This is a genomic window from Sphingomonas sp. HMP9, from assembly GCF_013374115.1.
GTDB lineage: Bacteria > Pseudomonadota > Alphaproteobacteria > Sphingomonadales > Sphingomonadaceae > Sphingomonas.
The window spans coordinates 627,313-642,632 of the sequence record NZ_AP022673.1 but is presented as its reverse complement, the minus strand read 5'-3'; the positions used below and the strand labels follow the sequence as shown (position 1 = coordinate 642,632).

13 protein-coding genes and 2 pseudogenes are annotated in these 15,320 nt (G+C 62.4%); 10 read left to right on the top strand and 5 right to left on the bottom strand.

The features are described 5' to 3' along the window. Window positions 1-95: 95 nt before the first annotated feature. The 3 genes from HMP09_RS02855 (at window position 96) to HMP09_RS02845 (ending at window position 1,566) form a co-directional block, all read left to right on the top strand. Window positions 96-548, top strand: a complete 453-nt coding sequence (locus HMP09_RS02855; RefSeq protein WP_176499097.1) for a MarR family winged helix-turn-helix transcriptional regulator — start codon at window positions 96-98, stop codon at window positions 546-548. Window positions 549-832: 284 nt separating this feature from the next. After that, window positions 833-1,243 carry a hypothetical protein gene (locus tag HMP09_RS02850; RefSeq protein ID WP_176499096.1) on the top strand — a complete coding sequence of 137 codons (411 nt, stop codon included), beginning with the start codon at window positions 833-835 and terminating at the stop codon, window positions 1,241-1,243. Window positions 1,244-1,248: 5 nt separating this feature from the next. Continuing rightward, window positions 1,249-1,566, top strand: coding sequence for an antibiotic biosynthesis monooxygenase family protein (locus HMP09_RS02845; RefSeq protein ID WP_176499095.1), 318 nt, complete (start codon window positions 1,249-1,251; stop codon window positions 1,564-1,566). Window positions 1,567-1,636: 70 nt separating this feature from the next. Here HMP09_RS02845 and HMP09_RS02840 read toward each other — a convergent pair whose 3' ends face one another. Together HMP09_RS02840 and HMP09_RS02835 are read right to left on the bottom strand one after the other, a co-directional pair. Then, on the bottom strand, window positions 1,637-1,969 hold the full coding sequence (locus HMP09_RS02840) for a hypothetical protein (protein WP_176499094.1): 333 nt from the start codon (window positions 1,967-1,969) through the stop codon (window positions 1,637-1,639). Between the two features lie 63 nt (window positions 1,970-2,032). Next, entirely contained in the window at window positions 2,033-2,863 is an 831-nt protein-coding gene (locus tag HMP09_RS02835; protein ID WP_176499093.1) for a 23S rRNA (adenine(2030)-N(6))-methyltransferase RlmJ, read from the bottom strand. 763 nt (window positions 2,864-3,626) lie between these two features. Here HMP09_RS02835 and HMP09_RS02830 point away from each other — a divergent pair. Beyond that, entirely contained in the window at window positions 3,627-3,887 is a 261-nt protein-coding gene (locus HMP09_RS02830; RefSeq protein WP_176499092.1) for a DksA/TraR family C4-type zinc finger protein, read from the top strand. Window positions 3,888-4,272: 385 nt separating this feature from the next. Here the strand turns inward: HMP09_RS02830 and HMP09_RS02825 are convergent. Further along, a protein-coding gene (locus tag HMP09_RS02825; RefSeq protein ID WP_176499007.1) for an IS3 family transposase occupies window positions 4,273-5,423 on the bottom strand; the annotation gives its coding sequence in 2 pieces (ribosomal slippage) (window positions 4,273-5,159 and window positions 5,159-5,423; 1,152 coding nt in all). Between the two features lie 299 nt (window positions 5,424-5,722). On the opposite strand from HMP09_RS02825, the gene HMP09_RS18330 reads away from it, so the two are divergent. Further along, complete coding sequence (locus HMP09_RS18330) at window positions 5,723-6,277, top strand: MBL fold metallo-hydrolase (RefSeq protein ID WP_232090590.1); 555 nt, start codon at window positions 5,723-5,725, stop codon at window positions 6,275-6,277. A gap of 531 nt (window positions 6,278-6,808) precedes the next feature. Here HMP09_RS18330 and HMP09_RS02815 read toward each other — a convergent pair. Next, window positions 6,809-7,696 carry a LysR family transcriptional regulator gene (locus HMP09_RS02815; protein ID WP_176499091.1) on the bottom strand — a complete coding sequence of 296 codons (888 nt, stop codon included), beginning with the start codon at window positions 7,694-7,696 and terminating at the stop codon, window positions 6,809-6,811. 98 nt (window positions 7,697-7,794) lie between these two features. On the opposite strand from HMP09_RS02815, the gene HMP09_RS02810 reads away from it, so the two are divergent. The 3 genes and pseudogenes from HMP09_RS02810 (at window position 7,795) to HMP09_RS02800 (ending at window position 11,648) form a co-directional block, all read left to right on the top strand. Continuing rightward, window positions 7,795-8,898 (top strand): aldo/keto reductase, encoded by a 1,104-nt coding sequence (locus HMP09_RS02810; RefSeq protein WP_176499090.1) that lies wholly within the window; start codon window positions 7,795-7,797, stop codon window positions 8,896-8,898. 60 nt (window positions 8,899-8,958) lie between these two features. Next, window positions 8,959-9,738, top strand: a pseudogene (locus HMP09_RS02805) (IS5 family transposase). A gap of 254 nt (window positions 9,739-9,992) precedes the next feature. Further along, complete coding sequence (locus HMP09_RS02800; RefSeq protein WP_176499089.1) at window positions 9,993-11,648, top strand: TonB-dependent receptor plug domain-containing protein; 1,656 nt, start codon at window positions 9,993-9,995, stop codon at window positions 11,646-11,648. Window positions 11,649-11,691: 43 nt separating this feature from the next. Here HMP09_RS02800 and HMP09_RS02795 read toward each other — a convergent pair. Next, a protein-coding gene (locus HMP09_RS02795) for an IS3 family transposase (RefSeq protein WP_176499007.1) occupies window positions 11,692-12,842 on the bottom strand; the annotation gives its coding sequence in 2 pieces (ribosomal slippage) (window positions 11,692-12,578 and window positions 12,578-12,842; 1,152 coding nt in all). 141 nt (window positions 12,843-12,983) lie between these two features. Here HMP09_RS02795 and istA point away from each other — a divergent pair. Then, window positions 12,984-14,506: pseudogene (gene istA, locus HMP09_RS02790) on the top strand (IS21 family transposase). After that, a complete protein-coding gene (istB, locus tag HMP09_RS02785) occupies window positions 14,496-15,275 on the top strand; it encodes an IS21-like element helper ATPase IstB (protein WP_176499042.1) in 780 nt (259 codons plus the stop codon). Before istA ends, istB begins: the two are co-directional and overlap by 11 nt. The last annotated feature ends 45 nt before the right edge of the window (window positions 15,276-15,320 follow it).

Below are 15,320 nucleotides of genomic sequence, written 5' to 3'. Positions count from 1 at the left end.
GGGCCGCCACACGATACCAATACGCCCTGTCGTTGCCTTGACTCGTTCCTTCAGCTACATAGGTGCCTATCTACATAACCATAGGATGCTATGCAATGATCGTGAAGGACGATGACTGGGCACCCATGGAGCATCCGGGCCACTATCTCAGCCGTATCAGCCGTGGACTGACTCGCATCGGCGATGCCCGGCTTCGTCCGCTCGGCCTCGCGACGGCCCAGTTGCCGGTGTTATCGATGCTGCACGGCGGAGAGCGGCTTTCCCAAGCTGAGCTCGCCAAAACGGCGAAGGTGGAGCAGCCCACGATGGCGCAACTGCTCGCGCGCATGGAGCGCGACGGCCTGATCCTTCGCGAGCCCGATCCAGGCGACCGACGCAGCAGCCTCGTCAGCCTGACAGACGCCGCACGCGAGCGACTTCCGGCCGGCCGACAGGTGCTGCGCGAGGGCAATGCCGGGATGACCCGAGGCCTGTCGGAGGAAGAGGTCACGACGCTCGTCGGGCTGCTTCGCCGGGTCCTCGATAACGTCGAGGCGATGCAAACGTAACGACGCGCCGTGCGACCAACTGACTGCTCGTTACACGAAACTCAGTGCGCCGCCTTGGCTATGGCAATCCGTCGTTGCCGTGGCTGGAGTTTATGAAGTTGCGATCTTGAGAAATACCGCCACGTCGCCCTGCAGAAATGATGCCTCTAGCGCCGCGAACGGCAACCGTGATCGGTCGGGTCTAGCCAGGGATCATGTCGCATCGCTCTGGCGTTCAGGCTGTCTGCGATGATCGAGGGCGGCGTTCGTTACCTGCTCACCGGTCAAAAGAAGGAACGAACCGTATGACTGGCGATACGCTTGGTACAGACTTTGGCAACCGACTTCCGGCCGACCGTGCCGTAAGTGAGGATTTCTCAAGTGTCGACCTTCACGCTGCTGAGGCCGGAAATGCGCAGGTGACGGGTGAGGCATTCCACCACCCCGAGCGGGATGCGGCCGGTACCGTTTGGGAGCCGAACTGGGAACCGATCGAGACCTACCCGGACGGCGAGATCGTCATGCTGGATGATGGCATTCGGCAGCTGCTCGGCAGGCGTGAGATGGGCCTGTGGATGGAACTGGTCGACGGCGACGAACTTGCTCAGCCCGATTACCAGCCGATGCTCTGGTCCTGCGCGCCGGAGCAGGTACAGTACGACATGATGGAAAGCCGCAAGCTTCGGCCCACTCCGCCGACCTTTACCGAGGAGTGATACCCATGTTCATTGCCATGAACCGCTTCCAGGTACTTCCTGGCGGAGAGGCGTCGTTCGAGAACGTTTGGTTGTCGCGCGACTCGCATCTTGCCGACGTACCAGGCTTCATCGAATTCCATATGCTGCGCGGACCGGCAGCCGAGGACCACATCCTCTACTCCTCGCATACGATCTGGCGTTCGCGAGAGGACTTTGAGGCCTGGACTCGGTCGGAAGCGTTTCGCGCTGCCCATCGAGGCGCTGGCGACCACAAGCCGCTCTACCTGGGCCCACCACGCTTCGAGGGGTTCGACGTTATTCAGACGGTGAGCCCGGCATGACGGCTTCGCATGCCACGGGCATTCGTGGCGCTTGGTCACCTGCCCCTTCATTTGCTTAGTGCCGGTTGGTTTATTCGTCGAGGTTCCGACGCCGCATCTCATCACGGAGCGCTTCGGCAGCGAGATCGCCTACCCCACCCTCGGTCTGCTGATACGCGGCGAGAACTTCATCGTCGGTTGCGCTTACCAACAAGCCTTCGGTCTGAGCCTTGAACGTGTCGACTTCCTCTGCCGCCACGGCCGCAGCATCATCGGAGGAAACGCCGCCCTCTCCCAATTCGGTAGTCGGCGCCAGTACGGCATCCTGCTTGAATATCTCGAACGCCTCCGCCGCTTCGTTGCGTTGCGCGATCAACGCGCGGAGTTGCCTCAGAAGGTCGAACTGCGATGCGGTGTTGTCCATGGCGAAACCTAGGCCGGGATTGCCAGCGTATGCAATATGGGCGTGCGTCGATGAGGGTTTACTTCAAGCGTTCAACCACTCGGTCGTGATCTCGCCCCTATGCCCCTCGGGCGCCAGCACGGCGCGCAGAGCTTCCAGCAGAGGCGGTAGCGCCTGCATGAAGGCGTAAGGTGGATTAACGATAAAAAGACCCGCGCCATTATAGACTCCAGGCTGATCGCGATCGTACAACCAATGCTCTACCGACAGCAATTTCGGAATGCCGAGTTTGCGCAACTGATCCTTCCACTGCCAATGCGTGGCGCGGTCTTTCAGCGGGTACCAGATCACCGTTGCGCCATGCGCCCATTTGCGGTGCGCAGCAGCAAGGGTGGTTGTGATCCGTGCGCGTTCGTCCAGCTGCTCATACGGCGGGTCGACCACCACCACGCCGCGTGCGGTTCGGGGCGGCAGCATCGCCAGCCAAAGCTCGTAGGCGTCGCGCTCATGCACGGCAGCGGATGTGCCGCGCATCGCGCCGCGCAGGGTATAGGCGTCCTCGGGATGTTTCTCGTTCAGGATCAGCAAATCCTGCGGACGCAGAAGCTGCGCCAGGATCCGCGGCGAGCCAGGGTAGAAACGCGGCTCGGCGCCGGCATTCACCGTCTGGACGGCGCCGCGGTAGTCATTCAGCAAGGGGTTCGGGTCAGCAAAGGCCAGCAGCACGCCCTGCATGGACTCGCCGGTCCGTTGGGCATCCTCGCCGCCAAGGTCGTACAGCCCGCAGCCGGCATGCGTGTCGATCAGCGTCAGCGCGCCCGGTTTTTGCTGCAAGGCCCGTACGAGGGCGATCAATAGGCTGTGCTTTACGACATCGGCGCTGTTGCCGGCATGGAAGGAATGGCGATAATTCATTGCAACTCAAAATTCCTGACGATCGACCTTTATGGTGCTGCTGGGCGCGGGGTTGGCGGGCACAAGGCTACCGAAGTCACCAATCCGGTGCTCGTATAAAATTGGGCGGAAACGTTCAACGCACTTCTGCGCGAGGCCTCAAGACCGTGTTAGCGGTCGTCGCCAGCGGCCGAGACGCAGCGCTCGGGAGCGGCGCTGACCCGCAGAAGGACGTTCGCGACTTACATCCTGCTCCCAACTTTGGTCGCTTGGCCATCTTGGTAAGAACACTAACATAGGATGCGGATGCCTTGCCCTGACCGACGTTCGTTTCGTGACGAGATTAGCCGGCATTGTCGTTACCCATCTCCAGCCGGCCGATACGGTGGTCGCCGGCGGGTAGTTACCCATTGAGCTCTCTACCGCTAGTTCACCGGCATCGTCGCCGACGATCGCTGGAAACGGCTACTTTGACGATCTTCGATGTCCGCTGGCGTGTTAACGCGACCCGGTGCGGATATGCGATGGGCGTTCGTCGTCAAATCCCGCTTTTCACGAACTCCGCCCCCGGAATGAAGACCGTGCGCGGGATGCAAAGCACCCTGAGACCGCAGCAGGTTTGGGCTATTCGGTTCTGGCTTGACCGGTACACGCGTTTCCGGGGCCGAGAACTATTTGACGTCGCAATGGGTAGCAAACTGCGCGGCCGCGACGTCGTCAATTACGCACTGGCGATGGCATCGGGGCTCTGCGCTCCCCATATGAATCTGGTAAGGAGAAGCATATGGCTGGCGGTTGGACGCGCGATGGCGCGGTTCAGGATCAGATCGACGATTCAGTGGCAGACGCAGTGCTCGCGGCACGAGCAAGCATGCCAAGCGGAACGAGTGAACCATTCTGTGCAATCTGTGGCGATGACATCCCCGAGGGTCGACGCCGTGCGGTGCCTGGGGTACGCACCTGCGTAGCGTGCCAGAGCGGCCGCGACCGGCCGCTGGCCGCAGCATTCAATCGGCGAGGCAGCAAGGACAGTCAGCTTCGGTGACCGCCTCCGTGTCCTTACGGTCCTCGTCTGACCAGACCCACAAACCGACGTTCCCAAGCCCTCTCGCCTCTCCCGCCTTCGGACGACCGTTAAGGTGGATTCTGGCTTGAACTGGGTGCTGCGAGTTTTGTCGGCGTGAAGTGAGGCGCGGCGTCCGGTTGCCTCGCGCAAACCATGGACTAGCCGGTGACAAGCATCTCGGGTTTCGCCCGGAACCGCTAGAAGCTAAAGGCGCTGCATGACAAAGCCATTTCGCGAAGGCAGCATCTCGAAAAAGCCACCTCTCAATGGTTGGATCGGAATTGGCATCGTGCTTGCCACCATGACAATCTCGTTCTTTGTGGCTTACGCTGGACTTGCCCCGATAAAGTGGAGAGGCATTTGCTCAGCGTGACGCAGTTCGTTCGAACTGGGCGGGGCTGATGTAGTCGAGCGCGGAGTGGCGCCGGACGGGGTTGTAGAAGCCGTCGATATAGCGGGCAATGGCCTGTGCGGCTTCGTCGCGGGTATAGAAGACGGTGCGCCAGACGAGCTCGGATTTGATCGTCTTGAAGAACGTCTCGACCATCGCATTATCGTAGCAATTTCCCTTTCCCGACATGGAGATACGGATGCCGTGGCGGCGCAGCTCGGCCTGGTAATCCACCGAACAATATTGACTGCCGCGGTCCGAGTGATGGATGAGCCCTTCAGGCGGACGCCGCATGACGAGGGCCTTGCGCAGCGCGGCGAGCGCCAGATCACGGTGCAGCCGGTCGCCGACGGCCCAACCGATCACACGTCGGGAGAAGAGGTCGATGACCACGGCCAGATAGAGCCATCCCTCCCGCGTCCAGACATACGAGATGTCCACGCCCCACTTCTGGTTGGGTGCCGTTGCAGTAAAATCCTGGTCGATGATATTCGGTGCGATCGGCCAGCTGTGCTCGCTGTCGGTCGTTCGTTTGAACCGGCGTTTCTGCCGGCCCCGTAGGCCGTTCTCACGCATCAGTCGCGCCGTGCGCCTGCGTCCGATGGCGAAGCCATCATCCTGCAACTCGCGTGTCATACGCGGGCTGCCATAGGTGCCGTTCGACAGCGCGAACGCAGAACGGACATGCGCCAGCATCACCATATCGTCGCGTTGACGCCGACTGGCAGGTCGATCTTTCCACGCGAAATAGCCGCTCGGGCTGATGCCGAGCACTTGGCAAAGGCGGTGTACGGGGAAATCCTTCTTCGCCTGATCGACGAGCGCGAACCTCATCGACTTCCCTCCCGGGCGAAAAAAGCGGTCGCCCGCTTCAGTATGTCGCGCTCTTGTCGGAGGATCTCGTTCTCCCGCCGAAGGTGCTTCAACTCGGCAGCCATATCTGCCTGCGGCGCCTCGCCGGGCATCTCCATCAATCGATCACGACGACGGCCGATCCAGCGTACCAGCGTAGACAGGCCAACGCCCAGATCCTCCGCCACCGCACGCTGCGTACGCCCGCTGGTCGCCACCAGCCGGACCGCCTCGTCCTCGAATTCCTTCGTAAATCGTCGCTGCTTCGTCATCGAGTTCACCTTTCATCTCAGGAAAACTCTCCACTTTTCTGAAGCAAGTCCACGCCTACCTGCTACCGTAAATCCTACTCGATCGCTGCGCGCATGAAGTTCAGGTGTCTGGCAGCCGCATCGAACGCGCGCAGGTCAGTGGGCGGGAGCACGATTTATGCCTTCCAAAGACTTCAGCTCATACCTGTGTCGAGACATGATGCGTTGTGCGACCGTCGTTCGGGCCGCCACGAGACGCGCCTACTTGTGGAGAGAGCGTCGTGACCATAAGGGAATTACTCTCTACCGCGCTTGTCGCTGTGACGTTGGCGAGCGCTGGCGGAGCGTCGCCTGCGCAAGATGATCCGTTGCTGCGGCCGATCCTGCCTGCAGACGCCGCGAAGTGGCTGGGCGCTCAAGCGCCACTGCGGCTATACGGCAATACCTATCTGGTCGGGTTTCAGGGTCTCAATGTCGGGCTGATCCGCACCGACGCGGGTCTGATACTGATCGATGGCGCCGTGCCGCAAGCGGTCCATGCAATCGAGGCTAACATCCGCCGGCTCGGCTTCCGGGTGCAGGATGTGACGCTGATTCTCGCAACCGAGGGGCATTTCGACCACGCCGGCGGGATCGCCGCACTCACGCGCGATAGCGGCGCAACCGTGATTGCGAGCATCCCGACCGCCGAGATTTTGCGTCGCGGGCAACCCGCCGCCGACGATCCGCAGATCGCATACGGCGTCGCCTACCCTGCGCTGCCGCGCGTTCGGGGAATCGCCGACGGAACGAAGCTTCGGCTCGGCGCGACGGAAGTGACCGGCCGAGCGACGCCGGGCCATACGCTGGGCAGCATGAGCCGGACGTGGCGTTAATGCGAAGCCCGACAATGCCGCACGATTGTCTTCGCCTCGAGCCTCAACTCCGTTGGCGGCCCCGGTTATCGGTTTTCCGCGCCTGACCATTCGCGCGCAGTCGCCGCGTTTCGCCACAGCTTCGCGACCTTCCGCACCATGCCATGCGACGTGCTTCTTACGGCGCATCCCGACCGATCAGACGGGGAACGCAAGGCACACGCCTTAGCGGCCGGCAAAACCCTGAGTCCGTTTATCGACCCGTCGGCATGCCGCACCTACGCTACCAAATATTTGGCACTGTTCGATCAGCGCCTTATCAACGAGCGCAACGGCGCGGTGCATTGAAGCGAAATCATCGTTTGATTGCATAGCGCTGCGGGGCGGGCGGCGGGCAATCAAAATCGGCAAGGAAGCAGAAGGCGCGGCTCGAGCTTGTGATCCGTCTTCCGGACTCCGGAGGTCCATTCATAGTCGATGCTGATCTGACATCACGGTTTCACCGACTGAGCAGGCGATCGGCGGCTACGACGACTTCATCTCAAGCAAGGATCAAAAGCGCATGGCGTCGACGAAGGCCCGGAACGCGACGGTCGGCTGGCGTCGGCTCGGATAATAGAGGTGGTTCGGCGGCAGGGTCGTCGCCCAGCCGGCGAGCACCTCGACGAGCGTACCATCGGCCAGTTGCCGCTCGGCATGCGGTAGCGGCAGACAGGCGATACCGAGCCCGCCTACCGCGGCGTCACGCATCACGTCGACGTCGTTCGTGACGAAGTCGCCACGGATCGCGCGCTCGAACGCACGTCCGTCGCGCTCGAACTCCCAACGGTGAACGATGCCCGACGAGGTATGCCGGTAACACAGGCAACGGTGTGCCTCGAGATCGTCCGGTGCAGCGGGCGGGAGGCGACCGGCAAGGTAGATCGGCGAGGCGACGTAGACGAGGGGAACCGGGCCGCTGATGGGGACCGAGATCATGTCCGCCTGCAACGTCATCGCATGCTGCACACCGCAGTCGAACCGGTCGGCGACGATATCGACGAGGCCGTCCTCGACGACAAGTTCGACGGCGACCCCAGGATAAGCGCGGGCGAAATCGGCTAGGCGCGGCAGGATCGCGTAAAGCGCGGCAGGGCGATGCGCGCTGACCCGGATGCGCCCGACGGGCCGCCCGCGATCGCCGTCCAGGTCGCCCAGCGCCGCCTCCACCGAGTCGATCGCGGGTTTCAGACGGAGCAGCAGCGCTTCCCCCGCCGGGGTCGGCGCCAGCGAGCGCGTCGTCCGGTCGAGTAAGCGGACGCCGATCTTCGTTTCGAGCGATCGCATCGCATGGCTCAGCGCGGATGCCGACAGACCGAGACGCGTTGCCGCCCGCGCGAAGCTGCCCGCCTCGACGATCGCTGCGAACACCGCGAGCCCCGACCAAAGATCGCGATCCATTGCTGAATATCCTTCAGCGACCCATGCGCCGCAACCCCTCTAATCCCGCGGGCACATGTCGTCCATCTTGGACAGGACACAGTGCAGGACGCTTCTTTATGACCCTCGAAACCTACCGCCCGCTTGGCCGCTCTGGACTCCTCGTCAGCCCGCTGGCGCTCGGCACGATGACCTTCGGCACGCCGCGCTGGGGGCTGGACGAAGCCGGCAGCCGTGCGGTGTTCGATCGCTACACCGAACTCGGGGGTAATTTCATCGATACCGCCGACGTCTATGCAGGCGGACGATCAGAGGAGATGGTCGGCGCCTTCGTTACCGAACGCGCGCTCCGCGACCGGACCGTGATCGCGACCAAATCCGGCTTTGCGACCGGGCGCGGCCTCCATGCCGGGGGTAACGGCGCCCGACACATCCTGGCGGCAGTCGACGGTTCGCTGCGCCGCCTGCGGACGGATTTCATTGATCTTTACTGGCTGCATGTGTGGGACGGGATAACCCCGGCCGAAGAAGTGCTGCGAACGATGACCGCCCTGATCGCAGCGGGCAAGATCCGCTATTGGGGTGTATCCAACACGCCTGCCTGGTATGTCGCCGAACTCGCGACGCTGGCACGGGCGCAGGGCCATCCGGGGCCGATCGGGCTCCAGTATTTTTATTCGTTGGTCGAGCGTGGCGTGGAGAACGAGCATGTTCCGCTCGCGCGATCGGCTGGGTTGGGCCTCGTACCGTGGAGCCCCCTCGCCTATGGGCTGCTGACCGGCAAATATGATCGCGCCACGGTCGAGGCAGCCCCGCGGCGGCAGGGTGGCGTTCCCAATCGCGGCGCTACGTCGGCAACGACGCGGTCCGAGGATGACAAGCGGCTCGACGGCGACAACCCGTTTGGGGACACGCTATTCACCGACCGGAACTGGCGCATTCTCGACGTGCTCAAGCGCGTCGCCGGAGAACTCGGCGAGACGCCCGCGCGCGTTGCCCTGGCATGGGTGGTCGGCCGGCCTGGCGTCGCATCCACATTGATGGGCGTAAGCCGGGCCGAACAGGTCACCGACAACGTTGCGGCGCTCGATCTGCATCTGCCGCCGGAGCAACGCGCCGCGCTCGACGACGCGAGCAGCGGCAACCAGCCGTTCCTTTACGGCCTGTTCGAGCCAACGGTACGAAATCAGGTCGTATTCGGGGGGGCCGAGGTTCGCAGCTAGGGTCAGGACCCATTGATCTAAGAGACCTGTTCTGATTCAGGCGCCGCAAGCAGATTTGGGATGACCTACCCGCATTGGCTGACCGATAAGCGGATGGCGCGCTTGCAGCTGTACTTTCCGAAGAGCTACGGCAAGCCTCGGGTCGATGATCGGCGGGTGTTGAGCGGCATCGGTTACGTCAATTGTAATGGGCTCCGATGGTGAGACCCGCCCAGCGCTCATGGACCGCACAAAACGCTCTACGTCCGTTGGAAGCGGTGGGGCGAGAGGGGCGTGTTCGTGCGCATGACGCATGACGCAGGGCCTGGCGGCTGCGGACGCCCAGTCCAAGACCATCATGATCGATGCGACCTACCTGCAGGCGCACCAAACGGCGTTCAGCCTGCGGGAAAAGAAGAGGACCTCTGGCGCCTGATTGGCCGCACAAAAGGCGGCATGAATATCAAGCTGCACGCGGTCGGCGGCGCGAACCAGCGACCGCTCAGCTTCTTCATGACTGCCGGGCAGGTCAGCGACTATACCGGTGCAGCCGCGCTGCTGAACGATCTGCCAAAGGCACAACGGCTGCTCGGCGATCGTGCCTATGACACCGATTGGTTTAGGGACGCTCTGCAAGCCAAGGGCATAGAACCATGCATCGCAGGTCTGACATCGCGGCTCGCACCCGTCAGATACGACAAGCGTCGCTAAAGGCAGCGCGGCCGCATTGATATCATGTTCGGGGAGATCATGTTCGGGCGCCTGAAGGACTGGTGCCGCGTTGCCAGCCGCTACGACCGTTGCCCTACCGTCTTCTTCTCCGCCGTCGCCCTCGCTGCCACCGTCATCTTTTGGCTATGATCAATGAGTCCTGACCCTAGGGCGCGCTGCTGAATACGGACCTAACTCAGTACCAAACAGCTTTGATACGCGGCCGAACAGTGCGCCTGAATAGTGCCGACTGTCTTAAAAGGTCAGTATAACTGACGCGGTTTTGTAGCGTCGCTATCATAGGCGAGGCGCTCCAGACCGCAGATTGGTCTCACAATGGGTAGGGCCAGCCTTTCCGTTCTCGGCAAGCCTCTCTGCCCGCCCCTTTCGGAGATGCTGGCCCAATGTTGTTCCTTTCGCCCGCCAGACGCGTCCGGTTGGTCGCGTCCGCGGCCTGTGCACTGCCGCTGTTGTTCTTAGCTAGTGCCGCTAACGCCGAAGACCCGACCGCTGATCCCGATCAGACAAAGTCCGACATCATCGTCATGGGCGATCGCGCGATCCGCTCGGACAAGGAGCAATCGACGTCGGTACGTGACTCGATCGTGTTCGACGACCTCGAGACGCTGTCCGCCGACGGCAGCGTTGCAGGCCAGTTGATCCTGCTGCCCGGTATCAGCGCGATCGAGGATGGCGATGCGCCGCGGTTCGTCAGCATCCGGGGCATCTCGCCCGATCTCAACCAGACCACGATCGACGGGATCACCCTCGCGACGATCGGCAACGACGGCGAAGGCTCGCGCAAGGTCAATTTGCAGCAGATTCCGTCGGAGCTTGCGTTCCATAACGATGTCTACAAGACGTTTACCGCCGAACAGGACGGTGCGGCGATCGGGGGGATCGTCGACATCGTCACGCGCAGCGCGTTTGCCCTCAAGCGCCGCTATTTCATGGTCGACGGCTATGGCATCTATTCGTCGTTCAAGGGCGATGGCGGCAGCAACGCCGGCAACGGCAGCACGCCGCATTTCGGCGCCGGTGGCAAGATGGTGTTCGCGGACAAGTTCGGCGCCGGCGACCAGTTCGGCGTGGTCCTGTCTGCGCGCTACGAGAACCGCATCCGCAACTCGCGCAAATGGTGGCAGGACACCAAATATTACTTCGACGACGCCGGCAAGAAGCTGGCCGGTCCCGACGATCCCGCCTGGAACGGCATCGCGGTGCCGTACAACCATAGCTATGGCAGCTACACCAACCGCCTCCAGACCGCAGGCAGTTCGGCCAAGTTCGAATGGCGCCCGCTCGGGACCGCCATTTATGCGTCGCTGCTGGGGTTCAATTATCGTCAGTGGGAATCCTCGACGATGAACAAGAACGATTACTACACCAAGAACAGTGTCAGCGACCTGACCGCGGAGGGCGGCGGATCGGACATCAACAGCCTCTATTCACGCTATCGCTACGACACCTGGAACAAGGCGACGGTCGGCGCGATCGGCAATGTCGAATGGCACGACGACCGCTCGACGCTCCGCATTCGCGGCGGTTACACCCGCGCCCGGTACGACAATACGCAACCCTATATCGGCGTTCGCGCGTATCCGACCGGGCTTTCGCTCGACTGGGCGGCAGGCAATGACGGCACTGGCGGGCTGCCTTACGTCACCGGGATCAACAAGCCGGGCCTCGTGCTCGGATCACCCTACAAGCTCAGCACCGCGCAGACGACCTACCGCATGGCGAACGAAGGGCTGGCGACTGCGCGCGTTGATTATGGCTGGAACGCCGAGCCGGAGGATCGTGGCTTCGGGTTCGTCACGGGTATCGAGTTCCGCAACCTGGAACTGGCGCGCAACGTCGACATGACCGAATACAAGCTCGGTCAGGCGATGAACGGCTATCTGTACGATCCCGGCTATGTCCCGGTCGGTGCGCCGCAATCGTTTCCGTGGGTCGACTGGGCGCGCGTGAAGAAGGAGTTGTGGCCCAAATTCGTCAAGGACGTACCCAACTCGACCTATGACAGCATCACCGGGGACTATCGTGTTGATTTCCACTGAGAGCTGATGTGGACTTGCCCCGATAAAGTGGAGAGGCATTTGCTCAGCGTGACGCAGTTCGTTCGAACTGGGCGGGGCTGATGTAGTCGAGCGCGGAGTGGCGCCGGACGGGGTTGTAGAAGCCGTCGATATAGCGGGCAATGGCCTGTGCGGCTTCGTCGCGGGTATAGAAGACGGTGCGCCAGACGAGCTCGGATTTGATCGTCTTGAAGAACGTCTCGACCATCGCATTATCGTAGCAATTTCCCTTTCCCGACATGGAGATACGGATGCCGTGGCGGCGCAGCTCGGCCTGGTAATCCACCGAACAATATTGACTGCCGCGGTCCGAGTGATGGATGAGCCCTTCAGGCGGACGCCGCATGACGAGGGCCTTGCGCAGCGCGGCGAGCGCCAGATCACGGTGCAGCCGGTCGCCGACGGCCCAACCGATCACACGTCGGGAGAAGAGGTCGATGACCACGGCCAGATAGAGCCATCCCTCCCGCGTCCAGACATACGAGATGTCCACGCCCCACTTCTGGTTGGGTGCCGTTGCAGTAAAATCCTGGTCGATGATATTCGGTGCGATCGGCCAGCTGTGCTCGCTGTCGGTCGTTCGTTTGAACCGGCGTTTCTGCCGGCCCCGTAGGCCGTTCTCACGCATCAGTCGCGCCGTGCGCCTGCGTCCGATGGCGAAGCCATCATCCTGCAACTCGCGTGTCATACGCGGGCTGCCATAGGTGCCGTTCGACAGCGCGAACGCAGAACGGACATGCGCCAGCATCACCATATCGTCGCGTTGACGCCGACTGGCAGGTCGATCTTTCCACGCGAAATAGCCGCTCGGGCTGATGCCGAGCACTTGGCAAAGGCGGTGTACGGGGAAATCCTTCTTCGCCTGATCGACGAGCGCGAACCTCATCGACTTCCCTCCCGGGCGAAAAAAGCGGTCGCCCGCTTCAGTATGTCGCGCTCTTGTCGGAGGATCTCGTTCTCCCGCCGAAGGTGCTTCAACTCGGCAGCCATATCTGCCTGCGGCGCCTCGCCGGGCATCTCCATCAATCGATCACGACGACGGCCGATCCAGCGTACCAGCGTAGACAGGCCAACGCCCAGATCCTCCGCCACCGCACGCTGCGTACGCCCGCTGGTCGCCACCAGCCGGACCGCCTCGTCCTCGAATTCCTTCGTAAATCGTCGCTGCTTCGTCATCGAGTTCACCTTTCATCTCAGGAAAACTCTCCACTTTTCTGAAGCAAGTCCAACCCGGAGAAGGCATAAATTTCCACCGAGAAGTGACCCGTGTCTCAACCTCACCCCGGCAGGCTGTCGGGGGATCAAGGAGTGATAGACATGGCGTTACTGAGCGTGATCCGGCGCTGGGCATTCCGGGACGGGATGTCGATCAGGGAGATAACCCGACGTACGGGGCTGTCGCGTAACACGATCCGCAAATACCTGCGGTCGGACGCGGTGGAGCCGAAGTTCGAAGTGGTCGACCGGCCGAGCAAGTTGGATCCGTTCGCCGACCGGCTATCGGGATGGTTGAAGACGGAAGCTGGCAAATCGCGCAAGCAACGGCGTACGGGCAAGCAGATCCATACCGACCTGGTCGTGCTGGGCTATGACGGGTCCTACAGTCGGGTAGCGGCCTTCATCCGGGCGTGGAAGGCCGACCGTCAGGTCCAGGAGCAGACGACGGGCCGGGGCACGTTCGTGCCGCTGGTGTTCATGCCCGGCGAAGCCTTTCAATTCGACTGGAGCGAGGACTGGGCCATCCTGGGCGGCGAACGGGTGAAGCTGCAGGCAGCGCACACCAAGCTGTCGCACAGCCGGGCGTTCATCGTGCGAGCGTATCCGCTCCAGACCCACGAGATGCTGTTCGATGCGCACCAGCATGCCTTTCGGGTGCTGGGCGGAGTGCCGCGGCGCGGGATCTACGACAACATGAAGACCGCGGTCGACCGTATCGGCACGGGCAAGGCGCGGCAGGTCAACGCGCGGTTCGCGGCGATGGCGAGCCACTATTTGTTCGAACCCGAATTCTGCAATCCGGCATCGGGCTGGGAGAAAGGTCAGGTTGAGAAGAACGTCCAGGATGCGCGTCGCCGGCTGTGGCAGCGACTGCCCGAACTTTCCGACATTGCTGCGCTCAACGCATGGCTGGAAGAGCAGTGTATCGCACAGTGGGCACAGATTCCGCACGGCAACCTTCCCGGCACCGTTGCCGAGGTATGGGCGCAAGAAGTGGCGGACCTGATGAAACCGGGGCGCCCGTTTGATGGCTTCGTCGAACATACCAAGCGGGTATCGCCGACCTGCCTCGTGCATTTCGACCGCAACCGTTACAGCGTCCCGGCTTCCTTCGCGAACCGGCCGGTGAGCCTGCGGATCTACCCTGAGCGCATCGTCGTGGTCGCGGAAGGGCGCAGGGTGTGCGAGCACGCCCGGGTGATCGACCGGGCGCACAGCTCGCCAGGACGGACTATCTACGACTGGCGCATTATCTGGCGGTGGTTCAGCGCAAGCCGGGTGCCATGCGAAATGGTGCGCCCTTTACCGAATTGCCCGACGCCTTTCGGAAATTGCGCGAGCGATTGCTCAAGCACGCGGGCGGCGACCGGGAGATGGTCGATATCCTGGCACTGGTGCTCCAGCACGACGAACAAGCGGTGCTGTGCGCGGTCGAACTAGCGCTCGAGGCCGGCGTCGCCACTAAAACCCACATTCTCAACATCCTGCATCGGCTGGTCGATGGCAAGACCGCCAGCGTCACGCCCATCGATGCCCCACAGGCGCTCGTCCTGCGACGTGAACCCCAAGCCGATGTCGGCCGCTACGACACGCTTATGAAGGAGGTGCGCCATGCGTCATGATCCCGCCAGCGCCGCGGTCGTTGTCATGCTGCGCGATCTTCGCATGTACGGCATGGCCCAGGCCGTAGGCGACCTCATCGAACAAGGCGCGCCTGCCTTCGATGCGGCCGTTCCCATCCTGTCTCAGCTGCTCAAGGCCGAGATGGCGGAGCGCGAAGTCAGATCCATCGCCTACCAGATCAAGGCTGCAAAGCTGCCGGCGTACAAGGATCTGACCGGCTTCGATTTTACCTCCGCCGAAGTCGACGAGACCATGGTTCGCCAACTCCATCAGGGCGATTTCATCGACGGCGCCGATAACGTCGTCCTGATTGGTGGCCCCGGCACCGGCAAGACGCACATCGCTACCGCGCTCGCTGTGCAGGCCATCGAGCACCGGCGCCGGAAGGTCCGGTTTTTTGCCACCGTCGACCTGGTCAACGCGCTCGAGCAGGAGAAAGCCATGAACAAGGCCGGGCAGCTCGCCGAGCGCCTGCTTCGCCTCGATCTCGTCGTCCTCGACGAGCTGGGCTACCTGCCGTTCAGTTCCTCGGGCGGCGCCATGCTGTTCCACCTGCTCAGCAAACTCTACGAGCAGACCAGCGTCATCATCACCACGAACCTCAGCTTCAGCGAATGGGCCGGCGTCTTCGGCGACGCCAAGATGACAACCGCGCTCCTCGACCGCCTTACCCACCATTGCCACATCGTCGAGACCGGCAACGACAGCTTCCGGTTCCGCGTCCGGTCCGAGGCCGACAAACCGAAAAAGGACAAAGCCTCACCTTGACCCGCAACCCCGCGGGCATGACATGAACCCTTCGACGCGGGTCAC

What these genes read in the sequence shown, in the direction of transcription:
- HMP09_RS02850 (WP_176499096.1), top strand. Translation starts at nt 833, where the DNA reads ATGACTGGCGATACGCTTGGTACAGACTTTGGCAACCGACTTCCGGCC.
- HMP09_RS02810 (WP_176499090.1), top strand. Translation starts at nt 7,795, where the DNA reads ATGACCCTCGAAACCTACCGCCCGCTTGGCCGCTCTGGACTCCTCGTC.
- HMP09_RS02835 (WP_176499093.1), bottom strand. Translation starts at nt 2,863, where the DNA reads ATGAATTATCGCCATTCCTTCCATGCCGGCAACAGCGCCGATGTCGTA.
- istB (WP_176499042.1), top strand. Translation starts at nt 14,496, where the DNA reads ATGCGTCATGATCCCGCCAGCGCCGCGGTCGTTGTCATGCTGCGCGAT.
- HMP09_RS02830 (WP_176499092.1), top strand. Translation starts at nt 3,627, where the DNA reads ATGGCTGGCGGTTGGACGCGCGATGGCGCGGTTCAGGATCAGATCGAC.
- HMP09_RS02800 (WP_176499089.1), top strand. Translation starts at nt 9,993, where the DNA reads ATGTTGTTCCTTTCGCCCGCCAGACGCGTCCGGTTGGTCGCGTCCGCG.
- HMP09_RS02815 (WP_176499091.1), bottom strand. Translation starts at nt 7,696, where the DNA reads ATGGATCGCGATCTTTGGTCGGGGCTCGCGGTGTTCGCAGCGATCGTC.
- HMP09_RS02855 (WP_176499097.1), top strand. Translation starts at nt 96, where the DNA reads ATGATCGTGAAGGACGATGACTGGGCACCCATGGAGCATCCGGGCCAC.
- HMP09_RS02845 (WP_176499095.1), top strand. Translation starts at nt 1,249, where the DNA reads ATGTTCATTGCCATGAACCGCTTCCAGGTACTTCCTGGCGGAGAGGCG.
- HMP09_RS02840 (WP_176499094.1), bottom strand. Translation starts at nt 1,969, where the DNA reads ATGGACAACACCGCATCGCAGTTCGACCTTCTGAGGCAACTCCGCGCG.